The organism is Acinetobacter sp. Marseille-Q1618 (assembly GCF_902809855.1).
GTDB lineage: Bacteria > Pseudomonadota > Gammaproteobacteria > Pseudomonadales > Moraxellaceae > Acinetobacter.
Window position 1 is genome coordinate 734,786 of the sequence record NZ_CADDWJ010000002.1, and the last position, 25,148, is coordinate 759,933.

Below are 25,148 nucleotides of genomic sequence, written 5' to 3' on the forward strand. Positions count from 1 at the left end.
AGACATGTAAAAATAATGTGATGGATTGAGGTATAAAAATCACCTATGGGGCAAGACAATCTCAAACAACATCGTCGTTATATGACGATTTCTTACGTCTTTATGTTTCTCGCATTATTTACCATCATTAGCGCTATTTTCTCGTATTTTTTAGCCCGAAAAGTTGCTATGGCTGAACATGCTGAAGTATGGATTCATGCACAAGCCCTATGGGTCATGCGTAGTGTGGTGATTTTTTTGATCTTGGCTGCATTTGCTGCGTTGTGGTTTATTCCTTTGATTTTCTTTTATTGGGATTCTATGCTTTGGGTAAAAGCATGTACCGTTATTGGGGTCATTTTTAGTCTTATTTCATGGTTATATCTACTCAATGCATGGCTCAAAGGTTTTAGTAAATACTTAAAAAGTAAAGCCGCATTCTAATTTTTTCTTTCAGTACGCTTGTAAAAGTGGATGGTCGTCCCCATTCTACTTGGCAGTAAAGATTTATCAAATTTTGTGGAGCATCGCCAATCATGGCTAAACGTGATTATTATGAGGTTTTAAGCGTTTCTAAAACCGCTAGTGATGATGAAATTAAAAAAGCCTACCGTAAGTTGGCGATGAAATATCATCCAGACCGTAACCCAGACAACGCTGAAGCAGAAGAAAAGTTTAAAGAAGCTGCTGAAGCCTATGAAGTGTTATCTGACAGTGAAAAACGCAGCATGTATGACCGTATGGGGCATCAAGCCTTTGAAGGCGGCATGGGTGGCGGTGGCTTCGGTGGCGGTTTTAGCGCAGAAGATATTTTTAGTCAGTTCGGTGATATTTTCGGTGGCGCTTTTGGTGGCGGTGGTCGTAGCCAACAACGTCAACGCCGAGGCTCGGACTTACGCTATGTGATGGAGCTTACTTTAGAAGAAGCAGTAAAAGGGGTGAAAAAAACCATTACTTTTACCGCACCTGCACCATGTGAAGTTTGTGATGGTAAAGGTTCTAAAAATCCAAATGATGTTGAAACCTGTAAAACGTGTCATGGTACGGGTCAAGTCCGTATGCAACAAGGTTTCTTCTCTGTACAGCAAACCTGTAGCACTTGTCGTGGACAAGGTAAAATCATTAAGAATCCATGTAATTCATGTCATGGCTCAGGTGTCAAAGACCGTCAGCAAACGCTTGAAGTTACCATTCCAGCGGGTGTGGACAATGGCGATCGCGTTCGCTTAACAGGTAAAGGTGAAGCGATTCGTGATGGTCAAGCAGGCGATTTATACGTTGAAGTTGTGGTGCGTGAGCATGAAATCTTCCAACGTGACGGTGCAGACTTGTATATGGATGTGCCTGTAAGCATTGCAGATGCCGCTTTAGGTAAAGAAATTGAAATTCCGACTTTAGAAGGTCGTGTCAGTTTGAAAATTCCTGAAGGCACACAAACAGGTAAAATGTTCCGCTTACGTGGTAAAGGGGTGAAACCAGTTCGCCATAATATGCAAGGCGATTTACTGTGTCGTATCGTGGTTGAAACACCTGTGAATTTAACAGCACGTCAACGTGAGTTATTGAAAGAGTTACAAACCACAATGGATGGTGATGACAATAAATCATCGCCTAAGAAAAAATCATTCTTTGATCGTTTATTTGACTAAAATAACGGATAAACAAGAAAAAGCCAGCTTTATTTAAAGTTGGCTTTTTTATATGTAAGTTTTTTATTCCACTGATAAAGTATTGATGTAAAAGTATGAAACAAGATTTAGCCTTAGTCATGGCATTGGCGAGTGAGTCGAAGGGCTTATTTGAACAGGAAAATATTGCTGTGCACTATAGCGGTATTGGTAAAGTGAATGCAGCATTTAAAGCATTTGAAATTATTCAACAAACCCAGTGTAAAACTCTGCTTAACTTAGGCACAGCAGGCAGTTCAGTATTTAATGCGCATGAATTGGTAGAAGTCACGACCTTTGTGCAACGGGATATGGATGTTTCGCCTTTAGGTTTTGAAGTCGGCGTAACGCCAATGGATGAACATTTTCCGAGTGCGATTCAGTTAGAACCTTATTTTCAAGATTTACCTAAAGGTATTTGTGGTACAGGTGATAATTTTGAGGTTAATTTACCTAAAGTAGCTTGTAACTTAGTCGATATGGAAGGCTATGCTTTGGCAAAAGTTTGTAAAAAATTAGGCGTTCGTTTGATTTCTGTGAAATATATTACGGATGGTGCCAATGAAACCGCACATTTAGATTGGGAAGACAATCTATTGTTAGGTGCACAAAAACTATTAGGCTTATATCAAAGTATTTAAAATATAAAGATTCTGGCGACCATAGCATTCTATGGTCGTATGCCAAAACAAAGTTTCGCTTGCAGTCTAAAATTAGCGTGGAATAACACCATATAAAATCATATGAATTGTGTGTTCAATCGCTCGTTGACACATACTTTTATTTCTTAAAGTCTTACCTGTCACCATCTCCATTTGCGTAGCAAAATCTGCATAATTTTGAGTTAAACCCCAAATATTAATAATCAGCAGTTCAGGATCAATTTGATCGGAGATTTTACCTTGCTCTTGCCAAGTCGAAATTACTTTTGCTTTACGCTTAAATAATTTTTTCAGTGGACCTTTCAAAATCGGTAAAATATGAGGCGCACCTTGAATAATCTCTAAGGCAAAAAGTTTAGAGGCTTTTGGCTGTGTACGAGAAATTTCAATTTTCGTCATCAAATAATGACTTAATGCTTCAACAGGTTCTAAATCTGCTTCTAACATTTGTAAAGGTGCAAGCCACTTTTGCATGACAGTTGTCAAAACTTCAACATACAAGGCTTCTTTATTTTCATAATAATAGAAAATATTGGATTTGTGCATTTCGGCAAGCTGAGCAATTTCCTCAAGACTTGCACCATTAAATCCGTAGATTGAAAATACGTCTAATGCTGCATTGAGTAACTGCTGTCTTTTTTGCGCACTCTTTTTTTGTTCCATCGCATCACTGAGTCAAAAAAATAACGTCTAAATTGTACGGTAAAATGTCTGATTTGTGCACAGGTCTGGTCGACTATTTTTAAATATTCTTGGTTTTTATTATAAAGTTTTATTATGTAATAATATAAGTACATTTTTTAAATTTATATTCAGGAAAGTAAAACTAAATTATTGCACGATTTAATCAAGCAATTGTATTTTTTTAAGATTATTTTAATTTTAATTTTTTTGAAGCATTTAACACTATTAAGAGAATTTAACAAATTTTAAGCATAGACAAGCAACAACTTGATGCTCAATTTAAGTTGTTGCTTTGTAATTAAGTCGACAATACAGCCTGTAAGATTTGTTGCTCAAGTTCAGCAAATTGAGCACCTTTTTGACGAGGGCGCGGTAAATCCACCTTGAATTGTTGTGCAATATGTCCCTGATCTAGCAAAATGATGCGGTCAGCGAGTTGAACTGCTTCACTGACATCATGCGTGACTAAGATTGTGGTAAAACCTTGTTCAAGCCATAATTTTTCAATGAGATTTTGCATGTCTAAGCGGGTGAGTGCATCTAGTGCGCCCAAAGGTTCATCCAACAATAGAACACGAGGTGTATGGGACAAAGCACGTGCTAAGGCACTACGTTGACGCTGTCCACCTGAAAGTTGTGAAGGCCAAAGTTTGGCTTTTTCTTTTAAGCCGACTTTTTCTAAGAGCTGTTCGGCTTTGTCATGCTGTGTTTTGTCTAATCCGAGTTGCACATTATCTAAAATATTTTTCCACGGTAAAAGGCGAGGGTCTTGGAACATCACACGAATATCATCAGAGGTAATGCCTTCACGAAAATTTTGCAAAGATTTAAACTTGATTTCGCCATAACTTGGCTGTTCTAAATCTGCAATGAGTCGTAATAATGTACTTTTACCACAGCCACTACGCCCTACAATAGCCACAAACTCCCCAGCTTCGATATTGAGATCAAGGTCTTGTAAGACTTTAACTTCATCATAAAATTTGTGCAGTTGTTCGATCTGAATTTCTGCACCTGTTTTCGCTGGGCTTGGTTGGGTCTGTTCTGTGATATTTAAATCATTTACATATTGGCTGATACTTAAATCCGTCATGATCTTGTTCCTTATTTTTGATAACCTGAATGCCAACGTAATAAATAACGTTCTAATAATTGCGCCAATACATCGGCTAATTTTCCTAGTAGCGCATAGAGTAATATGCCGACTAAAACGATATCTGTTTGTAAAAACTCTCGTGCATTCATGGTCATATAACCAATGCCTGACTGTGCGGAAATGGTTTCAGCAACGATCAGAAGAACCCAAACTAAACCTAAGGCGAAGCGAAGTCCGACCAAAATAGAGGGCATAGCACCAGGTAAGATAATATCTTTATACAGTTGCCAACGTGTCAGACCATAACTTTTACCCATTTCGATCAGCTGTGGATCAACGGAACGGATGCCATGATAAGTATTAATATAAATCGGGAAAAACACCCCTACAGCCACCAAAAATAATTTGGCTGATTCATCAATTCCGAACCAAAGAATCACTAAAGGAATCAATGCTAAGGCAGGAATATTTCGGATCATTTGTAGAGTAGTATCCAGTAGATTTGAAGCGACTTTAGATGATCCATTGAGTAGCCCAAGCAATAAGCCCAAACCACCACCTACTAACAAACCGAGTAATGCACGACCAGCACTGACTTTGACATGTTGCCAAAGCTCGCCACTTACCAGTAGCGTCCAAAATGCGCTCACCACCGCACTGGGTGCTGGTAGCACACGGCTTTCGAGCAGTCCTGTTTTTGAAGCAACTTGCCAAACAATAATCAGTAGAATTGGCACAATCCAAGGCAGCAAACGCTGCCCGAATTGTTGTGTTCCACGTGAAACTGCATTGCGCTTATTTTGAGTTAAGGCAGTCATGCAAGCTCCTTTTCAGGTTTTTTATGTTTAGTTTCTTCGGGAACATAGTTATTTGCCACGATTTCACCAAAAGGACCTGTTAAATTCGGTTGAGCAAGTTTTTCACGTGTTTCTAATGGCAACAATGGGAAAACCAACTCAGCAAAACGAATGGATTCTTCCAAATGCGGATAACCTGAGAAAATAAAGGTACTGATACCCAGATCAGCATATTCTTGGATACGATCGGCAACAGTTTGTGGATCACCCACCAAAGCCGTTCCTGCACCACCACGCACTAAGCCGACACCTGCCCATAGGTTAGGCGATACTTCAAGTTTTGTGCGGTCACCATTATGCAGCTCAGCCATACGGCGCTGACCCACTGAATCCATTTCTTTGAATTTTTTCTGTGCAGCAGCAATGGTGGCATCATCGACATATTGAATGAGCTCTTCAGCAGCTTGCCATGCTTGTTCATTGGTTTCACGTACGATGACATGTAAACGAATACCGTAGTTGAGCGTGCGACCTTTAGCATCTGCCTTAGCTTTGACAGCCGCAATTTTTTCTTTGACTGCAGCAGGTGGCTCACCCCAAGTGAGATAGGTGTCAACTTGTTCTGCTGCAAGTTCAATGGCATCCTCAGAAGAACCACCAAACCATAATGGTGGATACGGTTTTTGTATTGGCGGATAAAGCAATTTTGCATCATCTACACTTAACTGTTCACCATGAAAGGTAAATGCTTCACCAGTATGGGAGCGTTTTAAAATTTCACGCCAAATGGTGGTATATTCGGCAGCAGTTTTGTAGCGAGTAGCGTGGTCTTCATATAAACCATCGCCTTTAAGTTCTTGTTCATCACCACCTGTGACAAGGTTAAGTCGAATACGCCCATTCGATAAACGATCAAAAGTTGCCGCCATGCGTGCTGCAAGGGCGGGTGTGGTCACACCTGGACGTAGCGCCACCAAGAATTTTAAATTTTTTGTCGCATCAATCAAACTCGCTGCTGTAATCCAAGGGTCTTCACAAGAACGGCCTGTAGGAATAAGAACACCTTCATAACCGAGATTATCGACTGCAACAGCGATTTGCTTCATATAAGCATGGTCAACTTGGCGCGCACCTTTACTTGTACCTAAATAACGACTATCACCGTGCGTTGGAATAAACCAAAAAATTTTCATGACTTGAATCCTTTTAAATTATTTGCCAGTCCAAACGGCTAGCTTAATGTTGATCGGTTTGGGAATAATCTTGAGTTCAGCAAAGCGGTTCGCTAACTGTTGCTGATCTGCAATGACTTTGGCTGTCAAAGGTGCAGCAGCAGAAGGTCGTGGGCGGCGGTCAATAAAAACCTGACTTACATTTGGTTTTAAACCTGTGCTTTGTCCGATCAATTGTGCTGTTGCACTTCGATTTGCTTGTACCCATTTATCGGCAGTATTGATTTGTTGAATAATGCCTTTTACTGCCTGAGGATGTTGTTTAACAAAAGAGGTAGATGCCAAATAAAAGGTATAATTTGGACTTAAACCTTTACCTGAAACCAGAACTTTGGCTTGGTCTTCTAGTTGCGCAGAAGCAAAATAGGGATCCCAGATCGCCCAAGCATCAATTGCACCTTTTTGGAATGCTGCACGTGCATCAGCTGGTGTCAGCCAGATCGGTTGAATATCTGTCCATTGCAAGCCAGCTTTGCGAACGGCTTGTACCAGTAAATAATGCGCACTAGAGCCTTTTTGTAAGCCTATACGTTTGCCCTTTAAATCACTTAACTGGGTGAGTTTTGAATCCTTAGGCACTAAAATGGCTGAAGCCAAAGGCTTTGCTGCTTCATAGGCGATATAATACAAAGGTTTATTGGCAGCTTGTGCATAAACAGGTGGTGTGTCACCTGTTACGCCCACATCGATTGAACCTACTGCCAAAGCTTCTAAAATCTGTGGGCCTGCGGGAAATTCATTCCAAGAAATTTTGGCATTTGGAAATTCTTTTTCATACAGTTTTTGCTGTTTGGCAACGGCAAAATTAATCGAGCTTTTTTGAAAACCGATGCGTAATTGTTGCACGCTTGGATCAACTGCCCAAACGGCTGTTGAACCCAACATCGCACAGGCAAGTAACATGGCGGTCATGCCATGACCTGAAGCGTTTAACCATGATGTTGCGTGTGTATTTTTTTGATGTTGGGTCATGGGTGTATCCTCTATAAATGTTATTTCACATGAATTTAATTTGCCAAAATGGCAGCTTGGATATTGATTTTGTTTGGAATGAGTTTTTGTTGATAAAAAGCATCCGCGACAAACTGTTGTTCTTTTGCAACGTCATTGGAAATTGGTTTCACGCCAAAACCCATACGAGAAATCGAAGTATTCAACACATCTAGGGGTAAACCTGTTGGTTTTTCTAAGAGCTTGGCTGCATCGACTTGATGCTGAGAAACCCATTGCGTGGTGGTATTTAATTCATTGACCACAGCTTTTAAAATCTCAGGATGCTGCTCGGCAAACTTACGGTCTGCGAGATAGAATTGATGGTTGCTGACAAGATTTTCTCCCGTTGCCAAAACTTGCGCACCGAGTTGTTGTTCTGCTGCTGCAAAGAATGGATCCCAGATTACCCAAGCATCGACTGCACCTTTTTCAAAAGCAGCACGTGCATCGGCAGGAGGTAGGTACACCACTTCAATGTCTTCAAGTTTTAAGTTATTGGCTTCTAAAACTTTTAACAGTAAGTAATGCACGTTAGAGCCTTTATTTAAAACAACTCTTTTGCCTTTTAAGTCTTGTACAGTTTTAATCGCTGAATCTTTTGGAACGATCAACGCTTCTGCTTTGGGTGCAGCAGGTTGATTGGCGATATAAACCAAGTTTGAGTTTGCCGCTTGTGCAAAGATTGGTGGCGCTTCACCTGCTTCACCAAAAGACACGCTACCGACATTTAAACCTTCAAGCAGTTGTGGGCCCGCAGGGAATTCGACCCATTTCACATTAACGCCTTTTTCTTTCAAGGCCTTGTCTAAGTCACCACGTGCTTTGATGATCGGTAACAAACCATATTTTTGATAACCAATATTTAAAGTCGTGGTTTCCTGTTGTTTTGAACATGCAGAGAGCATCATGATCGCAGCAAGACTACTACCGAGAATGGTGATTTTTTTCCAAGAAGGTTGAAAAATATGCGCCATGAACGAGATGCTCCTAAAACTTTAAATCGTAAAAAAGTGAATGAGCATCAGCTTAGAGAAAATCGTATTTTCAAAAAAATAAGATTTCGATGATTAGACATGAAAAAAAAAGATAAAAATAAAAATGGAAAAGTTATCTAAAATTATGCAAATAAAAAACAAATTTAAAATTTAAATTATTTTTATAAGTTATTGAAAATAATAATTTAAATAATTTTATGAAATAAAAATATATACACATTCGCAGATTTGCTAAGGATAAAATCAGCCATTTTATAGTCTTAAATGAATATCCTTAGCAAAAATGAAGATAAAAACCCAATGTTTTAGGCTTAAATCCGTTTATTAAACACCATTGAATTACGTTGATAATTATATAAAGCTTGGCGTGCTTCAGGTAATTCATCAACATTGGCAGCAGCAAAGCCATGCTCTAAAAACCAATGTGCTGTGCGTGTGGTTAACACAAATAACTGCTGAATTTGCATTTGTTTGGCTTTTTCTTCTAAGAAATGCAGAATTTGACTTCCACGATTAGATTTGCGATAGCTTGGATGGACTGCAACACAAGCGATTTCAGCAGATTTTATTTCATTTGCTGACGATGGAATTGGATACAGTGCAGCACAAGCCAAAATTGTTCCATCTCGCTCAATCACAGCAAACTGTCCGATTTCGTTCTCTAAACGTTCACGGGAACGATAGACCAAAATTCCTTCTTCTTCGAGTGGTCGTAGCAAGTTGATCAAACCACCTACATCAGCAATATTTGCCATACGCACTTCTTCATAATGCGCATCGGTGATCATGGTGCCATGTCCATCACGAGTAAATAGTTCTTCAATCAATGCGCCATCATAAGCATAAGACAGCAAATGCACACGATGAACGCCTTTAAGCGAGGCTTCTTTGGCATTTTGTAAATGCAAAGCAATTTCATCATTTGAATTTTGGTATTTCAAAATATGTTGATCAAGCTGGTGTGGCGTGATTTCACGTAATAATTGTCCCTGTTCATCCAACAAACCTTGCTGGTTGCCCAAGAAAATCAGTTTATCTGCTTTTAAATGAATGGCTGTTTTGGTGGCAACTTCTTCTGCCAATAAATTAAAAACTTCGCCTGTGGTGGAATAACCTGTTGGACCTAGAACCACGATATTATGGTTTGCTAAATGACGTTGAATTGCTTCCGTGTCGATGCTACGCACTTCGCCTGTAAGTTGAAAATCCACCCCATCACGAATGCCATAGGGTTTTGCGGTGACAAAATTACCAGAGACTACATCGATCCGTGCGCCAAACATGGGTGAGTTAGCCAATCCCATCGACAACAATGCTTCGATTTGCAAGCGAATAGAACCAACTGCATTCATTACAGAGGCTAACGATTCACGTGTGGTTACACGGCGATTGAGATGAATCGGGCTTTGAATACCTTTTTCTTGTAAATTTTGTGTGATTTGTGGGCGTGCGCCATGCACTAAAATTAAACGAATTCCGAGTGAGTGCAGAAGGGCAATATCATGAATAATATGTTGGAAATTTTCATGTTGAACTGCTTCACCACCAAACATCAGCACAAAAGTTTTACCACGATGAGCATTGATATAGGGCGCTGAATGGCGAAACCAATGCACATATTGTGGTGTTGTGCCGTGAGTGATTTCAGAATGTTCAGGTTGCATGTTGCCTATCTCAATGTGTCATGTTCAATCGACAATTCTAAACAAAAAATGCAGGCTCGGCATAGCCTGATAAAAAAACACCTTATGTTCTTTGGGAAAAACATAAGGTGTTGGGAGAGTATTTTAAATTAGCGGATAAGTTTGACAGTTTTGTGATCTGTGACTTTTAAGACTCTCTATGTGTAACAAAGCCCAAATAATTGGGCTTTACTTGATGTAATTTTGATAATACGCAGATTAGCCAATAATACGAATAATACGGTTATTGCGCTCATTCACTAATACATAATCACCATTCACTTTGTACCATTGTTGATATTTGCCTGGTTTAGACAAATGGCGATAGTTTTTATAATTTACTTGATAACGTGATGAGCTGAACTGGCTTGGTAAATACTGCCCTGAGCGCCATTCACGACTTGGATTTACGCGTTGATTACGCTCATAGCGATCATGGTGGTTGTTTTGATTCCAACGGTGATCATGTTTTTGATCCCATTTTGCTTGCTGGGCATAGCGATAATTGTTTTGATGGTCATGGGGTGCAGCAATTGCTGAGGTCGCAATCAAGGCACTGATCGATAAAGCGATGCTGGTAAATACTTTGTTCATGAGATACTCCATTTCATTTAGATTTATTTCGATGAAATAAAAGTACGAAAAAATTGGAGATAAATGGTGAGGGAGATTTAGTTGAATTGTGAAATGTATGAAGATTTGATGAAGAGTATGATTGTGCTTGCGTAGATCTTAAGTTAATCCATCCAAAATAATTTTGGGTGTGTTATTTAGGACTCTCAAAAAACAAAAAAGCCCAAGCATAGACTTGAGCAAAAGAGTAAAAATAACAACTACATACCACGAATACCGACAATATTATTATTCTCAGAATCGACTAAAATATAATCATTGTTAACCTTATACCATTGTTGATTACGAGAAGGCTTTGGAAGGTTATTGTCTTTATAATCGACTTTATAACTATTACCACGATAATGCTGCGGCATCACATAACCTGTTTGCCATTTATGCTGTTGTAAACGACGAACACCTCGTTCTTCACGTTCACGACGTTGTTCTCTGACTTGGTCTTCATCCTGTTGAAAATCACGAAATCCTTTTTTATGACCTTGACCACGTTGTTCATAACCATCACGATGTGGACCTGCATGCGTCATTGTCGTTGTTGTAGCCAAAACACTGAAAGAAATTGCTAATGCAGTCAACATCTTTTTCATGATAAGCCCTCTTGAATATCGTTATTTTTACTCTGATTACTCTACAAGAAAATTGAAGAGAAACTGTGAAGAAAAATTGACTATTCCTTTAAAAATACAGAGATAATAAGAACAAATAAGATTATTTCCGAGCATCATATAATAAAAAGACGGCTTACGCCTATGTTCAATCCTGTTTTTAGTCGACAAGTTTTAAAAAAATATGTCGAGTGTATCTATAACAGATCAAACAAAATAGATTTTAGGCTTCAAATGTTAGATAACATATTTTTAATACCATTGTGCTGACATATCTTCTAAACATTGTACTGCTTCAATCACCAGCGCGGCTTGCTCAGCATCATCCAAAGCCAAAATGAGATGACAAGGAAGCTGAAATTGTTCGATACGTTGGATTAATTCTACTTTACGTTTTTGATCTGCCATAAGATGACCTCATCTCTAAATATTTAAAAGATGATTGATGATAAGAACATTTGATTAATTTGAAAAACCGAATAATTTTATATTTATGATTGGGAAAATAGATTTTAAATAAAAACACCCACCATTTCTAAAATAGCGAGTGTTCGGATGATTTAAAAGAATTGGCTTTTAATCTTGTGCATCAATACTTTGACCATTCATATGAATACTGTCTTCACCCATCAAATATAAATAAGCCGGCATGATGTTTTCAGGTGTTGGTAAAGTTTTCGGATCTTCTGCTGGGTAGGCTTTGGCACGCATTGCTGTCCGTGTGCCACCTGGATTAATACAATTAAAACGAATATTTGGATAAGTGCGTTCTTTTGCAAAAATTTGGCTGACAGCCTCAATGGCAATTTTTGAGACAGAATAAGCACCCCATTCAGCACGTGCTTCACGTCCCACACCAGAACTTGCAAAAACGACAGAGGCATTTTCAGATTTTTCTAAAAGCGGCATTAATTCTTGGGTCAAAATAAAAGGCGCACGTAAATTCACAGCCATCACATCATCCCAAACTTCTTCTGGATAATGCGCCAGTTGTACACGTTCGCCTAAAATACCAGCATTATGCAAAATACCATCTAAACGACCAAACTGTTGCTCTAAGGTCTGTACCAGCAGTTCATAATCTCGAGGTGATGCGGTCGAGAGCTGTAAAGGTAAAATTGCAGGTTGTGGCGCGCCTAAAGATTCGATTTCATCATAAATCACTTCGAGTTTGTTGAGCGTGCGACCATGTAAAACCACGGTTGCCCCATGTAGGGCATAACTCAGTGCTGCGGCACGTCCAATACCGTCTCCCGCACCCGTAATCAGAATAATTTTATCCTTGAGTAAATCTGGGCGAGGTTGATATTCAGAATATTTCATGGGAGACCTCCTATAGTTGTTATGCTGTCATTATATTTTTGCATTCCGTTCGATACCTACTAAGGTATTGATGGCATGATGTAGCTCAGTGACATTATTGACAATATCATCAGCGTGCCATGCATTTAAATCGTCTTTATGTTGCAAAGGTAAATACCCATAAGCCGCTAAAATGGTGTACATCTGGGCATTACGACCTGCATCAATATCTCGTGGATGATCACCTACATAAATAATCTGTTTCGCATCAATCTTCAAGTGCTTTGCAGCTAAATACATCGGCTCTGGATCAGGTTTGGTATGTTTGACATCTTCAGGACATACCAACACTGCACAACGCTCAGTTAAATTTAAAGCTTTTAGCAATGTTTCACTGAGCCAACGCGGTTTATTGGTGACAATACCCCACGGAATTTGATGTTGCTCCAAATCCTCTAACAACGGATACATGCCTGCAAATAAGTCAGTATCTACTGCAATATCTGCGCCATAAATATCTAAAAAGCGTTGACGATGAGCTAAAAATACAGGGTCATCCACTTCTAGTTCAGGATAAACCAGTTTCACCATTGCTCGTGCGCCTTCAGACACTTGCGTGCGGATCAAGGCAGCATCAGCAATCTCACAGCCTTTTTCATAACACATATTTTGAATAATGCGAATAAAATCGGCTGCGGTATCAATCAAAGTTCCATCTAGGTCAAACAGTACTGCTTTCATTGAGCAGACTCATTGATCGTATACACCATATAGTTGACATCCACATTTGGTGCTAACCAATAATGTTTGGTCAATGGGTTGTAGTGTAAACCTGTCATATCTTTGAGTTGTAAACCTGCATCACGGATGTCATGTGCAAGCTCAGAAGGCTTAATGAATTTATGATAATCATGTGTGCCACGTTTAAGTAAACGTAAAACATACTCTGCACCAACAATGGCAAATAAATAAGATTTTGGATTACGGTTAATGGTCGAGAAGAACACATGACCATTCGGTTTGACCAGTTTTTGACATGCTTGAATGATCGATGCTGGATCAGGCACATGCTCCAACATTTCCATACAAGTCACGATGTCATATTGACCTGCTTGTTCTTCAGCGAGTTGTTCTACAGGGATTTGGCGATATTCGATATTCTGTACATTTTCTTGTTCTGCGTGTAAACGAGCGACATTCAAAGGCGCAGCGCCCATATCGATACCAAGTACATCTGCACCACGACGTGCCATGCTTTCAGCCAAAATACCACCGCCACAGCCGACATCAAGAATTTTTTTACCTGTTAAACCGCCCGCATGTTCATCAATCCAGTTTAAACGCAGTGGATTAATTTGGTGTAATGGGCGGAACTCTGCGTGCTGATCCCACCATAAGGCTGCAAGTGCTTCGAATTTTGCAATTTCTTGTGGATCAACATTGAGTTGCGACATGGGAGCCACCTCTGGGTCATTTGTTTTAATAAAAAATTAAGTTTAACTATGCTAGTGTACCCATAATTCTGAAAAAAGCGATGAATCGTGTAAAAAAGTTCACAGAAGGAAAACGATTTTCCCATATTTGTTTTATAGTTACTGCATAAGCTAGACAAAATGATATTAGAGGACAAAAACTGAAATGAAAAAGTTAATTTTAAGTAGTATGACGACCATGCTGATGGCATTTTCTGTAAATGCTATGGCGGCCGATTTTGTTGCTGGAAAAGATTATACCGTGGTGCAAAATCCTGGCAAAGTCGATGTGCCTGGCAAAATCGAAGTGCGTGAATTCTTTTGGTACGGTTGCCCACACTGCTTTAAATTAGAACCATATATGCAAGCATGGCTGAAAAAAATTCCTAAAGATGTAAACTTTGTGCGTACACCTGCTTCTATGAATCCACTTTGGGAACAAGGCGCTCGTGCATACTTTGTTTCTGAAGCACTTGGCGTGCGTAAACGTACCCATTTACCATTATTCCATGCCAATGGTACGGGTCAGCAAATTCTACAAAAAGATCAATTTGCTAAGTTCTTTACCAAATATGGTATTCCTGAAGCGAAATTTAACAGCACTTATAATTCATTTGCGATCACTGCCAAAGTATCACAAGCGAACAAACTGGCGCAGCAATATCAGCTTAGCGGTGTCCCAGCAGTCGTAGTGAATGGTAAATATGTGGTACAAGGTGAAGACCAAAAAGTCGTGCAAGTGGTTGAATACTTAATCAATAAAGAACGTAAATAAGGGTTTAAAAAACCAATAAACCCGCAACAAGCGGGTTTATTTTTATGATTGGGAAATTGAAGCTTCGCATTAGCTCCTTTTAGCGCTTTCCCAATTTAAAATACCTCTAAAAATAAAGCGGATTTGAGTCACAGACTGCTTCTTAAACACCATTTTTTGTAATTCCAACTCAATTCCAGAATATTGTCGACTTAAGCTGAGCCATGACATTGCCCATGTAAAAGAAGAGTTGATCAGTAAACTGGTGAAAACATGTAGGTCATCTTCGTTTTGGAAATGTTCAAAAATTTCTAATTTTTTTAAATTGCTGCTGAGGTCATCATTGAGATAATGAATTTCTCGCTCAATCGCATGTCGTACAGCCTCTGAACCGCCCCAACGTTCTGCAATCATAAAAATCCACTGTTGCGGATGTTGTTCAACCGCTTCAAAAAATAAATCCATCGTGGTTTGGGTTTTAGCTTCAGGCAAAGCCAAACCTTGGGCAAGTTGATGCAAAACATTTTTTAAATACAACGCCACTTGGTCGACCAACTCTTTGCCTAGTTCTTCCATGTCTTGGAAATGTCGATAAAACGCTGTAGGCACTAAACCCACTTCACGTGCTACTTCACGCAAGCTGATACTCGCAAATGAACGACCTGATGTGCTTAAGCTAAGCGCAGCATCAAGTAAAGCCTGACGACTTTGCTGTTTGCGTTCATCCCGAATTGACATTGTTTCACCTTCATTTTTGCGATGACAAGAGTTTAGCAAATAAAGCTACAAATTAAACGACGAATGTCAGTGAACAGGTGTTGACTGAATTTAAAAATAAGTATAGTTTACGACTGTTCACTAAAAGAACGTATGTTCACTCAATAAATAGCCAGCATAAAGAGGAACGCAACATGAGTAAACCAATAGCAATGCAAGCGATGTCATATCAACCTGAATGGGTGCGTGAAGATTTCGTTGATTTTATCGCAGCAAAGATCAATCCGCTTTGGGCGTGGAAAAAAGTCAAAGCTTCCATCGTCAAAACTCGGGCACTTAGTCCTGATTTTTATCAAATTGAGCTACGTCCAAACCGTAATTTTAAATATCAACAATTACAAGCAGGGCAAAGTGTTTTAGTCACAGTGGTGATTGAAGGTGTACGTCAGCAACGTCATTATTCCATCGTCAAAATTTTAGCCAATGGTGACATTATTTTGGCAGTGAAACGTCAAGGAAAAGTGTCCAAAGCGCTTTCTGAGCTTGCATTTGGCAGCATTGTAGAAATTTCACAAGCACAAGGTGAATTCACGCTAAGCCAAGATCATACCGCATTATTATTGATTGCTTCAGGCAGTGGTATTAGCGCAATTTATTCACTCTTACAGGTCGCTTTAAAGCAGTCAAAGTGTGAAATTTCGATGTTGTATTTTAGTCGAGATGAGGCATTTCATTCAGAATTACAACAACTGGCGACACAATATCCCCAGCTCAGCTATCAACATTTTAATACCTTAAAAACCCAACAACATTTAAATGTTGAACTGCTTGAACAATACGTTGCTGATTTTAAACAGCGTCAAACCTATGCTTGTGGTGCAAACAGTATGATGCAAAGTCTTCAGCAGATTTATACTGATTTAAAAATACAAAATCAGCTCAAACAAGAATATTTTCAAGTGCTTGCAGATGAAAGCTTAGCCGAACAATCCGTGACTTTCTTGCGCTCACAACAACAATTTTTAGCCAAAACCAATCTACTTGAAAGTGCTGAACAAGCAGGCTTAAAACCTACACATGGTTGCCGCATGGGGATGTGTAATACCTGTACCTGTACCAAAGTCAGTGGTTCAACGAAAAATATGCTCACAGGTGAAATCGACCATGCTGCCAATACCCAAATCAAGTTGTGTATTAGCCAAGCACTGAGTCCAGTGGTCATTAACCTTTAATCAATTTATCGCAGTATTTAAAAAATCGGGAGAAAAACAATGAATATGTCCGTAAATTTTGAAAATTCCTCTAAATCTAAACACTTAAACCCTGAACAAATCATTGAGTTTGGTCAACGTGTCGATGAGATTCGCCGTGAAGTGATGGATAGTTTAGGTGAACAAGATGCGCAATATATTTATAAAATCCGTAATTTTGTCCGTTATAGTGAAATTGCTTCACGTGGCATGTTGATGTTTGCAGGTTGGTTACCCCCTGTGTGGGTAATTGGCACAGGCTTATTGGGTATTTCCAAAATCGTGGAAAATATGGAGCTTGGTCATAACGTGATGCATGGTCAGTTTGATTGGCTCAATGATCCAAGTTTGAATGGTGCAAATTATGACTGGGACACCATGGCGACAGGGGATGACTGGAAATATACGCATAATTATGTGCATCACACCTATACCAATATTGTCGGTATGGATCATGATGTGGGTTATGGTTTACTGCGTGTGAGTGAGTCGCAAAAATGGGAACCACGCTTTTTATTTAATATTCCTTTAGCGATTCAACTCATGGTGTTTTTTGAGTGGTATGTGGGGGTGCAAAATCTGCATTTGGAAGATGTTTTGGTTTATAAGACCAAGACTTGGAAGCAAGTGTGGGCGGATGCTGCAAAATTTCGCAAAAAAGCTCGCCGTCAAATTTTAAAAGATTATGTGTTTTTTCCTGTAATTGCGGGACCAAATGCAATTCCAGTTTTTGCAGGAAATGTAGTCGCAAATATCATCCGCAGTTTATGGGCATCAGCAGTGATTTTTAATGGGCATTTTACTGAAGATGCAGAAACATTTGAGTCTGATAATACTGAAAATGAAACACGTGCCGAGTGGTATTTACGTCAGATTCGTGGTTCAAGTAATTTTAGCGGGGCAGAGTGGTTACATATTTTAAGTGGGAATTTGAGTCATCAAATTGAGCATCATTTATTCCCTGATATGCCTGCCAACCGTTATGTGGAAGTTGCACCGAAGATCAAGGCTTTATGTGCTGAATATGGTATTCACTATAATGAAGCAAATTTCTTTCAGCAGTTTTGGAGTGTTTGGATGCGTTTAGCCAAGTGTTCTTTGCCAAATAATATGACGACTAAAATTACACAGTCTTTTGCGAAGGTGAAGGGTATTTTTGCTTAGTTTCGCTTAAGAATACTTTGAAAATTTAAGTTACAAATATGCGTGGAACGTGAAAAAGATAGGAAAAAGCCTAGTTTAACTAAACTGGGCTTTTTATAGGGTCTCAATATATTGATTGATTTAAATTTATGCTATTTATTTCACATACATGCGTCAGAACCCAATTTAGAATGTCACCTAATGCTTTAATAGCTTTAACATTTGTCTAAACGAAACAAAGAAACCTAACATTCCGTTGGGTTTCCTGATATTGAACTTTACCGTATGATTTTCATCAGTATACTGCACAGATTTAGATTACTTTTCGATCTGAACACCGTTAAAAATCAGTTTATCTTTTTTTGGTGTTTCGATAATGAGTTGTACCTGTCTCTTACGAGATTGAAGATACAATGTAGGATCATTCACCAGAATATCTATCATCGTAGTTTCACGTAAGGTGATATCATCAGGACAACCCATCATTGTGGCAATAATCGGTTGTCCAACATATAAATGATTGTCCTTAAAATGAATACCAATCGAATTTATATTACAAAACAAATGATCAATATACAGCGTCTTATTTGCAAATTTTAGTGTGATGGATTGGTCTGGTTTTGAAGTCAAAAATAACGCATTTATACGTTGACCATTCGCATCTGTTGCCTCGACCAATTGCCAAGAAAATTGCGCCAAGGTCTCCTCACTAAACGACATCGCTTGTAATTCTTGCATCTTTAACTGATCGGCTGATGAAGGCTTATGACAAGCGCTCAAAAGCCCAATGAGGAATGCCAGTAGAAATATTCTCGTCATTGTTATTGTCCATATAATAATGAGTAATCGTCTTTTTAATGGAATATGAGTGGTTGCATATTTTAAGTGGTCATTTAATCCATCAAATTGGGCATCATTTGTTCCCAGATATGCCTGTTAATTGCTATGCATAGCTCGCACCAAAGATTCCGACTCTATGTATAGAATATGGTATCAACTATTATAATGAAGCAAATTTCTTTCAACAGTACTGAAGTGTTTGGGTGCGTTTAGCCAAGTGCTCTTTGCTAGATGACATGCGTTCTAAAATCATGCAGTCAGTGCAAAAAGTGAAGGGATATTTGCTTAGTTTAACTATCTTAAAAATGCTTTGAAGATTTAAGTTACAAGTACGCGTGGAACATGAATAATCCATAAAAAAACTCAGATTAGTAGATTTGGACTTTTTAAATGCGCCATAAGGCTAGGATTTATAAAAAATTAAAATTATTTCGCATAAGGTGTATTATGTTAAATGGAGGGTATTTCAATTACTTCATTTTCAGATGCTTCTCTTAAAATAGCTGTTCCACTAGAATTTGTTATGTATGGTTTAAAGCGGTCACTATTGATAAATTGTATAAGTTTTTCAACATGTTTATTTTCGATTTCTCCCTCACCAATTTGACGAACCCTATGTCGAGCAAGATACAATCTTATTCCAACTTGAGCGATATGATATTTTTTAGAAAAATACGTTCCGAGAATGAGCATGCTCATCAAATAACGAATATAAATAGAGTGATGTTTCGGACATCTTAGGATTTTTTTAAGCCAATTATAGTTTTCTGATAATCTTAGATATTTATGTGTATCTATACGAATAACAATATGAAAATCACAATCTGGACTTTAAATTTCTAGAACTTCAATTTCATCATTATCAAAATTTAATCCATGTATTTCTTTGAAGTTTAAAGTTTTATAAGTAGTCCAATTATATGTTAATCCGCAGACCTTTATAGTTTGCATATCATTATACTCTTACATATTAGAAATTCTAAAATTAACATAATGGCGCTTATGCGAAATTTAATTATTAATCTTTATCACATGTTACCTAAGGCATAAGTTTTATACTGTATCTTTGTCTGAGAAATTTTAGATAAACTGTATTTTTATTTCCCCATGCCAAAAACACCATCTTGTAACAAAACCATCTCCTTATCATCTGCTATACTATGTCGCATTATTTTTCAGTAAACGAAGGATTTACTATGCGTCTTGACCAACGTGCATTAGACCAATTACGTGATGTCAAAATCACCCGTAACTACACACGTTATGCAGAAGGTTCTGTATTGGTTGAATTTGGTCATACAAAAGTGCTGTGTACTGCGAGTATTGACAACTCAGTACCACGTTTCCTTAAAGGACAAGGACAAGGTTGGGTAACTGCAGAATACGGCATGCTACCACGCTCGACTCATACCCGTAGTGACCGTGAAGCTGCACGTGGTAAACAATCTGGACGTACGCAAGAAATCCAACGTTTGATTGGTCGTAGCTTACGTGCGATGGTTGACCTTAAAAAACTGGGCGAAAATACCATTACCATCGACTGTGATGTGATCCAAGCCGATGGTGGCACACGTACAGCATCAATTACAGGCGCAGCAGTGGCTTTGATTGATGCCATGAACGTATTGCTTGAAAAGAAAAAAATTAAACAAGATCCTTTAAAAGGTTTGGTTGCGGCAATATCTGTTGGGGTTTATAAGGACGAAGTCCTACTTGATCTTTGCTACGAAGAAGACTCGAATTGCCAAACAGACTTAAATGTGGTGATGACCCAAGCAGGTGAGTTTATTGAAATTCAAGGGACTGCTGAAGAAAAACCCTTCACCCGTGCACAATCAAATGCCATGCTCGAAATGGCGGAAAAAGGTATTGCAGAACTCGTGAAAAAACAACAAGAAGCATTAGGTTGGTAATTTCATTCGCTTGAAAATGAACGCATCTTCGGATGCGTTTTTTATTTGCGGAATGAAAAAACAACTTCATAAAACTGACATTAAAGTTTCACCCTATTGTCATTGCTGTCCTATTGACTATGCCTATCTTTAATTCATGGATAGACAAATGCGAAATATCTTTCTCGTGTTAATTACAAGTATGAGCATGTTACTCAGTGCATGTAATGATGATAATGACGATCATTCGACAACACCTCAGCCACCAAAACCATCCACCTGTAAAGCACACTGTGCACCATAAAAATAACTAAGGTAACTCAGATGAATCGTCGTGATTTTTTAATTAATTCCACCAAAACTATGTTTGGTGCTGCTGCACTTGCAAGCTTCCCTGCCAGTATTCAAAAAGCTTTAGCGATTGATGCCAAAGTTGAAACAGGCACAATTCAAGATGTTAAACATGTGGTGATTTTGACTCAAGAAAATCGTTCTTTTGATAATTATTTCGGTACACTAAAAGGTGTTCGTGGGTTTGGTGACCGTTTTACCATTCCATTGTCAAATGGGCGTAAAGTTTGGGAACAATACGATAAAAACAAAAATAAAATTCTGCCTTATCACTTAGATAGTAAATTAGGTAATGCACAACGTGTCAGTGGAACGCCACATTCTTGGAAAGATGGTCAAGATGCGTGGGATGCAGGACGTATGGGCAATTGGGTGGAACATAAGCAACCACAATCGATGGGATATTACAAACAAGTCGAATTAGAATATCAATTTGCGCTTGCCAATGCGTTTACCATTTGTGATGCCTATCACTGCGCAATGCATGCAGGTACTAACCCGAATCGAAAATTCATTTGGACAGGAACAAATGGCCCAACAGGTGCAAATGTTGCAAGTGTCGTGAATGAGTTTGATGCAATTGGCGCATCTACAGTTGGCTATGATTGGATGACCTATCCTGAACGTTTACAACAAGCGGGTGTGACATGGAAAGTTTATCAAGCTATGCCGGATAATTTTACCGACAACCCGTTGGCAGGTTTTAAACAATACCGTCGTGCGAATGAGTTATCAGGTCAACCTGTGAGTCATGATGATGTGAAAAGCCCAGCTTATGATGAAAAAATTGATGTGACTCAGCCGTTATATAAAGGCATTGCTAATACCATGCCAGATGGTGGTTTTTTACAAGCCTTAAAAGACGATATTGCACAAAAGAAATTACCACAAGTGAGTTGGATCGTTGCACCCGCAACTTATAGTGAACATCCTGGACCATCAAGCCCAGTACAAGGGGCGTGGTATATTCAAGAATTATTAAATGCATTGACTGCCAATCCAGAAGTATGGAGCCAAACCGTACTTTTGGTGAATTTTGATGAAAATGATGGATTCTTTGATCATATTCCATCGCCAAGTGCACCATCTCGTGATGAAAAGGGTAATCTTCAGGGTAAAACCACATTAAGCAATAGCCAATTGGCGTTTGAATATTTTGATCATGTTGCAGTGGCTGGATCTAAATCTCAACCTCAACCCGATGGTCGTGTGTATGGGCCTGGGGTTCGAGTACCTATGTATGTGATTTCGCCTTGGAGTCGTGGTGGATGGGTCAACTCTCAAGTGTTTGACCATACTTCCGTGATTCGTTTCTTAGAACAACGTTTTGGAATCAATGAACCGAATATTAGTCCCTATCGTCGTGCGGTTTGCGGTGATTTGACCACGGCATTTAATTTTAAAACACCAAATACATCGGCTCTACCTACCTTAGCGGGTCAAAAAACCAAAGATCAAGCAGATGCAATTCGTCAGGCACAAGCAGTTTTACCACAGGTGGCTCGACCAAATTCGGTGATTTTCCCTGAACAAGAAATAGGAGTACGTCCATCTAAAGCATTGCCTTATATTTTACATACCAGTGCCAAAGTTGATGCAGCAACACAAAACGTTAAATTGATGTTTTCAAATACAGGCACACAAGCTGCTGTATTTCATGTTTATGATCGTTTAAACCTAAGTGCGATTCCAAAGCGTTATATGGTCGAGGCAGGCAAACAACTGGATGATGTATGGACGAGATTAAACGATAAATATGATTTATGGGTGTTGGGGCCAAATGGTTTTCATCGTAGTTTTACGGGTGATTTAACTGAAAAACATCAGCAAGAAAGCCTACCTGAAATTCGTATTTGTGTAGAAGAGTGCAGTTATAAACTTACTTTAAAAGTGCGTAATGATGCCGCTAAAACTGCCAAACTCATCGTGAAAGCCAATGCGTATTTAGTGAATAAAACATGGGAAATTGAAACCAATGCAACTGAGCAATCTTTAGTTTTAGACATGACTGAATTTGGCGGTTGGTATGATTTCACTGTGAGCATGCAGAATGATCCATCTTTTAGTCGTCGTTTTGCAGGTCGTATTGAAAATAATAAGGATTCGATTTCAGACCCATATATGGGGATTCATCTTTAAAATCTATATAATTCAATAAGGTGCTACGGCACCTTATTTTTGTTGAGTGAGTTAAAAATGTTTAAGATTTACATTTCCCCTCATAAAAATACGGTTGATGTAACTTTTTCTCAAAAAAATCAGCATGCTTTATTTTTAGACTAGTTGCCTTTAGAAATGACAAGGTGAGGGACTATGAATTTATTAATTATTGCATTGATGGTGGCGACATTTGTTTTACTGGCTACAGCGCCGCGTTCTGAGCAAGACTTTGAACAAATATCTGGACAGCAACATTCTTCTCAACAAATCAAAGTATCAAAACAACAACAGCAAAAAGCTTCTGAAAATCCAACTAAGAATTCTGAAGCTTAATCGCAAAATATTTTTATAATGCTGCTGTATGTTTTTCTAAACTCGGACGCATCATCTGATAACTCAAGTTTTTCCCATCTAAAACATCAAGATTGAGAGTTTTATAATCATTTAATAACTGTGCTGCATGTCCATCACAATTTTTAGTGGTGTGATTGCCTGTTTTATGGATTGCTGCATAACACGTATTCACTTTTTGAATAAATTGATAGTATGGTGACAGTGGCACATGAGCTGCTTGTAATACGCGTGGTGCAAGAAAATGCGCTGAAATAAACGGTTCAGTCCATTGCTTTTTATCTAGTGGGAAATTGCTCCAAATCGCCAAAGGTGTTTCATAAAAACGGACATCATTTTTTTCAGTTTTGGCTTGTTCAGAGCCCCAAAAGCCATACTCATCATAGACGTTTTGTAAGTTAGGTAAATGATCGCCAAAGAAAATCACAAGGGTTGGACGTTCTAACTGTTTGGCAGAATCAAGTAAGGCTTTTAAGTGTTGATCAGCACGTTGCATACCTGATAAATAGGTATTTAAAGCACGTTTTGATCGATCACTAATACCAGACTTGGTAATTTTAAAATTATTTGCGCCAAAACGGTCATCATTATACATCGGATGATTTTCGACACTGATGGCATAAATAAATTGTGGTTGATCCTGCTGTTTGAGTTGTTGTTGAATACTGTTGTAAATCAACTCGTCATTCGCCCAACCTGCTTGGTTGATATATTTTGCACGCTGTGCAGCGCTAACCATATTTTCAATCGAGGTAAATTGGTTAAAACCTAAGTTTTGGTAAACGCTGCTGCGATTGTAAAAATATTTACCATTGTTATGCATAGCAGTGGTGTTATAACCCAAACTATTTAGATACATCGCCAATGAATAGGTTGGACGTTTTAATTTCGCTACGTATGCCAACTGATTTTGATTTAAATGGGTGTTTAAACTGGTCAATACTTCAAATTCGACATTGGCAGTACCGCCACCAAAACTTGGCGACAATAACTGACTGACCTGATTTGTTTTAATGGTTGGGGTGATGTTTCTAGGAATTGATTGATCAAGTTTGGTTGCATCCCAATGCGATTCACTCATGACAAAAATGATATTAGGCAATAGTTTTTCATCAGAAATTTTATTATTTTCAGGTGTTAGCTCTACTGCTGATGGTGCTAATATCGCTTGAATTTTTGTTTCAGGAATATTTGCAGTATTGGAGACTTTGGCTTTAATGCCATCTACAGTTTTAGAAAAGAAAAATGCACTAAAACCAAGTTGGCGAATATTCATATGATCGCCGACCCAATCACTATGCGTGTTTGGTAAATAAATATTGTATTTACATAGACTTGGTTTATTTTCACCTGAACAGATTTCACTAAAATTATTTTGAAAATTGGCTGTGACAAAAAAACCTAAAATCGACAAAGATAAAACTGCATTTACCCAAAGTAATGTATTTTTTTCTGCACGTTCTTTTTTATATAGCCACCACATTAGTGCGATACAGATGATCAGTCCTGCAAAAAAAGCCAGCTTTAAGAGCATTGGAGATGCAATTAAGGTTTCTTTTAGTAGTAAAAAATCACTCGGAATCAAACTTGCAGACAGGTATTGTTCTTTTTTGATATTGATCAAAGTTAAAACAAAAATCAGCACTTGACTGACTAAAATCGTGGCAAAAGTACGTCTTAAAACTACATAGATCAAACTAATCAAAGCATAATTTAAGAGTACTGAAAAACCATATTTAAATAGACGTAACTTTCGATAAGCCTCAGGCAAGTTCAAGAAATGTTGAATATTTTCTTGATACAGAAAAAAAGCCAATACGGATACAAAAGCCACAAGTAAAAAAAGTACTTGTTGTCTTAAAGTCTTCATTTGCAGAGAGAAGTTTGAGTT

Annotated in this window: 27 protein-coding genes and 1 pseudogene; 11 read left to right on the forward strand and 17 right to left on the reverse strand. The window is 38.5% G+C overall.

All coding sequences use genetic code 11. The features are described from left to right. Positions 1 to 45: 45 nt before the first annotated feature. From HUS24_RS10605 to HUS24_RS10615, 3 genes are all read left to right on the forward strand, one after another. Positions 46 to 423, forward strand: a complete 378-nt coding sequence (locus HUS24_RS10605; protein ID WP_173911983.1) for a hypothetical protein — start codon at positions 46 to 48, stop codon at positions 421 to 423. A gap of 92 nt (positions 424 to 515) precedes the next feature. Next, positions 516 to 1,628: a molecular chaperone DnaJ gene (gene dnaJ, locus HUS24_RS10610; protein WP_173911984.1), complete on the forward strand. Its 1,113-nt coding sequence runs from the start codon at positions 516 to 518 to the stop codon at positions 1,626 to 1,628. A 95-nt stretch (positions 1,629 to 1,723) separates the two neighbouring features. Continuing rightward, positions 1,724 to 2,287 carry a 5'-nucleosidase gene (locus HUS24_RS10615; RefSeq protein ID WP_173911985.1) on the forward strand — a complete coding sequence of 188 codons (564 nt, stop codon included), beginning with the start codon at positions 1,724 to 1,726 and terminating at the stop codon, positions 2,285 to 2,287. A 72-nt stretch (positions 2,288 to 2,359) separates the two neighbouring features. Here HUS24_RS10615 and HUS24_RS10620 read toward each other — a convergent pair whose 3' ends face one another. The 13 genes from HUS24_RS10620 to ubiG all read right to left on the reverse strand — a co-directional run bounded on the left by HUS24_RS10620 (position 2,360) and on the right by ubiG (position 13,781). Further along, the gene (locus tag HUS24_RS10620) at positions 2,360 to 2,971 is read right to left on the reverse strand and encodes a TetR/AcrR family transcriptional regulator (protein ID WP_065994550.1); all 612 of its coding nucleotides are present in this window, start codon (positions 2,969 to 2,971) and stop codon (positions 2,360 to 2,362) included. Positions 2,972 to 3,290: 319 nt separating this feature from the next. After that, positions 3,291 to 4,085 carry an ATP-binding cassette domain-containing protein gene (locus HUS24_RS10625; RefSeq protein ID WP_173911986.1) on the reverse strand — a complete coding sequence of 265 codons (795 nt, stop codon included), beginning with the start codon at positions 4,083 to 4,085 and terminating at the stop codon, positions 3,291 to 3,293. An 11-nt stretch (positions 4,086 to 4,096) separates the two neighbouring features. Then, positions 4,097 to 4,906 (reverse strand): aliphatic sulfonate ABC transporter permease SsuC, encoded by an 810-nt coding sequence (gene ssuC, locus HUS24_RS10630; protein ID WP_173911987.1) that lies wholly within the window; start codon positions 4,904 to 4,906, stop codon positions 4,097 to 4,099. Next, entirely contained in the window at positions 4,903 to 6,078 is a 1,176-nt protein-coding gene (gene ssuD / locus HUS24_RS10635; RefSeq protein ID WP_173911988.1) for an FMNH2-dependent alkanesulfonate monooxygenase, read from the reverse strand. Before ssuD ends, ssuC begins: the two co-directional genes overlap by 4 nt. Positions 6,079 to 6,096: 18 nt before the next feature. After that, positions 6,097 to 7,029, reverse strand: a complete 933-nt coding sequence (locus HUS24_RS10640; RefSeq protein ID WP_173912547.1) for a sulfonate ABC transporter substrate-binding protein — start codon at positions 7,027 to 7,029, stop codon at positions 6,097 to 6,099. Positions 7,030 to 7,124: 95 nt separating this feature from the next. Then, positions 7,125 to 8,084 (reverse strand): sulfonate ABC transporter substrate-binding protein, encoded by a 960-nt coding sequence (locus HUS24_RS10645; protein WP_173911989.1) that lies wholly within the window; start codon positions 8,082 to 8,084, stop codon positions 7,125 to 7,127. A gap of 332 nt (positions 8,085 to 8,416) precedes the next feature. Continuing rightward, complete coding sequence (argA, locus tag HUS24_RS10650; protein WP_173911990.1) at positions 8,417 to 9,769, reverse strand: amino-acid N-acetyltransferase; 1,353 nt, start codon at positions 9,767 to 9,769, stop codon at positions 8,417 to 8,419. A 237-nt stretch (positions 9,770 to 10,006) separates the two neighbouring features. Next, positions 10,007 to 10,381, reverse strand: coding sequence for an RcnB family protein (locus HUS24_RS10655; RefSeq protein WP_173911991.1), 375 nt, complete (start codon positions 10,379 to 10,381; stop codon positions 10,007 to 10,009). A 239-nt stretch (positions 10,382 to 10,620) separates the two neighbouring features. After that, positions 10,621 to 11,007: an RcnB family protein gene (locus HUS24_RS10660; RefSeq protein WP_173911992.1), complete on the reverse strand. Its 387-nt coding sequence runs from the start codon at positions 11,005 to 11,007 to the stop codon at positions 10,621 to 10,623. Between the two features lie 270 nt (positions 11,008 to 11,277). Next, entirely contained in the window at positions 11,278 to 11,433 is a 156-nt protein-coding gene (locus tag HUS24_RS10665) for a hypothetical protein (RefSeq protein WP_173911993.1), read from the reverse strand. A 168-nt stretch (positions 11,434 to 11,601) separates the two neighbouring features. Then, positions 11,602 to 12,348, reverse strand: a complete 747-nt coding sequence (locus tag HUS24_RS10670) for a YciK family oxidoreductase (RefSeq protein WP_173911994.1) — start codon at positions 12,346 to 12,348, stop codon at positions 11,602 to 11,604. A gap of 30 nt (positions 12,349 to 12,378) precedes the next feature. Continuing rightward, on the reverse strand, positions 12,379 to 13,068 hold the full coding sequence (locus HUS24_RS10675) for an HAD family hydrolase (RefSeq protein ID WP_173911995.1): 690 nt from the start codon (positions 13,066 to 13,068) through the stop codon (positions 12,379 to 12,381). Next, complete coding sequence (ubiG, locus tag HUS24_RS10680) at positions 13,065 to 13,781, reverse strand: bifunctional 2-polyprenyl-6-hydroxyphenol methylase/3-demethylubiquinol 3-O-methyltransferase UbiG (protein WP_173911996.1); 717 nt, start codon at positions 13,779 to 13,781, stop codon at positions 13,065 to 13,067. The genes HUS24_RS10675 and ubiG overlap by 4 nt, the downstream gene beginning before the upstream one ends. 184 nt (positions 13,782 to 13,965) lie before the next feature. Here ubiG and HUS24_RS10685 point away from each other — a divergent pair, with 184 nt between their 5' ends. Continuing rightward, the gene (locus HUS24_RS10685; protein ID WP_173911997.1) at positions 13,966 to 14,574 is read left to right on the forward strand and encodes a thiol:disulfide interchange protein DsbA/DsbL; all 609 of its coding nucleotides are present in this window, start codon (positions 13,966 to 13,968) and stop codon (positions 14,572 to 14,574) included. 69 nt (positions 14,575 to 14,643) lie between these two features. On the opposite strand, the gene HUS24_RS10690 is transcribed toward HUS24_RS10685, so the two are convergent. Then, complete coding sequence (locus HUS24_RS10690; protein WP_173911998.1) at positions 14,644 to 15,291, reverse strand: TetR family transcriptional regulator; 648 nt, start codon at positions 15,289 to 15,291, stop codon at positions 14,644 to 14,646. Positions 15,292 to 15,482: 191 nt separating this feature from the next. Here HUS24_RS10690 and HUS24_RS10695 point away from each other — a divergent pair, with 191 nt between their 5' ends. Then, complete coding sequence (locus HUS24_RS10695; RefSeq protein ID WP_173912548.1) at positions 15,483 to 16,502, forward strand: flavin reductase family protein; 1,020 nt, start codon at positions 15,483 to 15,485, stop codon at positions 16,500 to 16,502. A gap of 45 nt (positions 16,503 to 16,547) precedes the next feature. Continuing rightward, on the forward strand, positions 16,548 to 17,684 hold the full coding sequence (locus HUS24_RS10700) for an acyl-CoA desaturase (RefSeq protein WP_173912549.1): 1,137 nt from the start codon (positions 16,548 to 16,550) through the stop codon (positions 17,682 to 17,684). Positions 17,685 to 17,981: 297 nt separating this feature from the next. On the opposite strand, the gene HUS24_RS10705 is transcribed toward HUS24_RS10700, so the two are convergent. After that, entirely contained in the window at positions 17,982 to 18,482 is a 501-nt protein-coding gene (locus tag HUS24_RS10705) for an META domain-containing protein (RefSeq protein ID WP_173911999.1), read from the reverse strand. Between the two features lie 47 nt (positions 18,483 to 18,529). Here HUS24_RS10705 and HUS24_RS17045 point away from each other — a divergent pair. After that, positions 18,530 to 18,817 (forward strand): annotated as a pseudogene (locus HUS24_RS17045) (acyl-CoA desaturase); the annotation flags it as partial. A gap of 136 nt (positions 18,818 to 18,953) precedes the next feature. Here HUS24_RS17045 and HUS24_RS10710 read toward each other — a convergent pair. Continuing rightward, on the reverse strand, positions 18,954 to 19,196 hold the full coding sequence (locus tag HUS24_RS10710) for a hypothetical protein (protein ID WP_173912000.1): 243 nt from the start codon (positions 19,194 to 19,196) through the stop codon (positions 18,954 to 18,956). Positions 19,197 to 19,699: 503 nt separating this feature from the next. Between HUS24_RS10710 and rph the strand changes: the two genes are divergently transcribed. From rph to HUS24_RS10725, 4 genes are all read left to right on the forward strand, one after another. Further along, positions 19,700 to 20,416, forward strand: coding sequence for a ribonuclease PH (rph, locus tag HUS24_RS10715; RefSeq protein ID WP_173912001.1), 717 nt, complete (start codon positions 19,700 to 19,702; stop codon positions 20,414 to 20,416). Between the two features lie 148 nt (positions 20,417 to 20,564). After that, positions 20,565 to 20,699, forward strand: a complete 135-nt coding sequence (locus tag HUS24_RS17130; protein WP_302476103.1) for a hypothetical protein — start codon at positions 20,565 to 20,567, stop codon at positions 20,697 to 20,699. Between the two features lie 20 nt (positions 20,700 to 20,719). Beyond that, positions 20,720 to 22,885, forward strand: a complete 2,166-nt coding sequence (locus tag HUS24_RS10720) for a phosphocholine-specific phospholipase C (RefSeq protein ID WP_173912002.1) — start codon at positions 20,720 to 20,722, stop codon at positions 22,883 to 22,885. Positions 22,886 to 23,059: 174 nt separating this feature from the next. Further along, the gene (locus HUS24_RS10725) at positions 23,060 to 23,239 is read left to right on the forward strand and encodes a hypothetical protein (RefSeq protein ID WP_173912003.1); all 180 of its coding nucleotides are present in this window, start codon (positions 23,060 to 23,062) and stop codon (positions 23,237 to 23,239) included. Positions 23,240 to 23,252: 13 nt separating this feature from the next. On the opposite strand, the gene HUS24_RS10730 is transcribed toward HUS24_RS10725, so the two are convergent. After that, positions 23,253 to 25,127: an LTA synthase family protein gene (locus HUS24_RS10730; RefSeq protein ID WP_173912004.1), complete on the reverse strand. Its 1,875-nt coding sequence runs from the start codon at positions 25,125 to 25,127 to the stop codon at positions 23,253 to 23,255. Positions 25,128 to 25,148: the final 21 nt, after the last annotated feature.

Bases quoted from the DNA above. Each gene is read 5' to 3' on its own strand.
- HUS24_RS10685 (WP_173911997.1), top strand. From the start codon at position 13,966: ATGAAAAAGTTAATTTTAAGTAGTATGACGACCATGCTGATGGCATTT.
- HUS24_RS10695 (WP_173912548.1), top strand. From the start codon at position 15,483: ATGCAAGCGATGTCATATCAACCTGAATGGGTGCGTGAAGATTTCGTT.
- HUS24_RS17130 (WP_302476103.1), top strand. From the start codon at position 20,565: ATGCGAAATATCTTTCTCGTGTTAATTACAAGTATGAGCATGTTACTC.
- ubiG (WP_173911996.1), bottom strand. From the start codon at position 13,781: ATGTCGCAACTCAATGTTGATCCACAAGAAATTGCAAAATTCGAAGCA.
- HUS24_RS10720 (WP_173912002.1), top strand. From the start codon at position 20,720: ATGAATCGTCGTGATTTTTTAATTAATTCCACCAAAACTATGTTTGGT.
- HUS24_RS10675 (WP_173911995.1), bottom strand. From the start codon at position 13,068: ATGAAAGCAGTACTGTTTGACCTAGATGGAACTTTGATTGATACCGCA.
- HUS24_RS10655 (WP_173911991.1), bottom strand. From the start codon at position 10,381: ATGAACAAAGTATTTACCAGCATCGCTTTATCGATCAGTGCCTTGATT.
- dnaJ (WP_173911984.1), top strand. From the start codon at position 516: ATGGCTAAACGTGATTATTATGAGGTTTTAAGCGTTTCTAAAACCGCT.
- argA (WP_173911990.1), bottom strand. From the start codon at position 9,769: ATGCAACCTGAACATTCTGAAATCACTCACGGCACAACACCACAATAT.
- HUS24_RS10625 (WP_173911986.1), bottom strand. From the start codon at position 4,085: ATGACGGATTTAAGTATCAGCCAATATGTAAATGATTTAAATATCACA.
- HUS24_RS10670 (WP_173911994.1), bottom strand. From the start codon at position 12,348: ATGAAATATTCTGAATATCAACCTCGCCCAGATTTACTCAAGGATAAA.
- HUS24_RS10690 (WP_173911998.1), bottom strand. From the start codon at position 15,291: ATGTCAATTCGGGATGAACGCAAACAGCAAAGTCGTCAGGCTTTACTT.
- HUS24_RS10620 (WP_065994550.1), bottom strand. From the start codon at position 2,971: ATGGAACAAAAAAAGAGTGCGCAAAAAAGACAGCAGTTACTCAATGCA.
- HUS24_RS10705 (WP_173911999.1), bottom strand. From the start codon at position 18,482: ATGACGAGAATATTTCTACTGGCATTCCTCATTGGGCTTTTGAGCGCT.
- HUS24_RS10700 (WP_173912549.1), top strand. From the start codon at position 16,548: ATGTCCGTAAATTTTGAAAATTCCTCTAAATCTAAACACTTAAACCCT.
- HUS24_RS10730 (WP_173912004.1), bottom strand. From the start codon at position 25,127: ATGAAGACTTTAAGACAACAAGTACTTTTTTTACTTGTGGCTTTTGTA.
- HUS24_RS10640 (WP_173912547.1), bottom strand. From the start codon at position 7,029: ATGACCGCCATGTTACTTGCCTGTGCGATGTTGGGTTCAACAGCCGTT.
- ssuD (WP_173911988.1), bottom strand. From the start codon at position 6,078: ATGAAAATTTTTTGGTTTATTCCAACGCACGGTGATAGTCGTTATTTA.
- rph (WP_173912001.1), top strand. From the start codon at position 19,700: ATGCGTCTTGACCAACGTGCATTAGACCAATTACGTGATGTCAAAATC.
- HUS24_RS10665 (WP_173911993.1), bottom strand. From the start codon at position 11,433: ATGGCAGATCAAAAACGTAAAGTAGAATTAATCCAACGTATCGAACAA.
- HUS24_RS10615 (WP_173911985.1), top strand. From the start codon at position 1,724: ATGAAACAAGATTTAGCCTTAGTCATGGCATTGGCGAGTGAGTCGAAG.
- HUS24_RS10660 (WP_173911992.1), bottom strand. From the start codon at position 11,007: ATGAAAAAGATGTTGACTGCATTAGCAATTTCTTTCAGTGTTTTGGCT.
- HUS24_RS10710 (WP_173912000.1), bottom strand. From the start codon at position 19,196: ATGCTCATTCTCGGAACGTATTTTTCTAAAAAATATCATATCGCTCAA.
- HUS24_RS10605 (WP_173911983.1), top strand. From the start codon at position 46: ATGGGGCAAGACAATCTCAAACAACATCGTCGTTATATGACGATTTCT.
- ssuC (WP_173911987.1), bottom strand. From the start codon at position 4,906: ATGACTGCCTTAACTCAAAATAAGCGCAATGCAGTTTCACGTGGAACA.
- HUS24_RS10645 (WP_173911989.1), bottom strand. From the start codon at position 8,084: ATGGCGCATATTTTTCAACCTTCTTGGAAAAAAATCACCATTCTCGGT.
- HUS24_RS10725 (WP_173912003.1), top strand. From the start codon at position 23,060: ATGAATTTATTAATTATTGCATTGATGGTGGCGACATTTGTTTTACTG.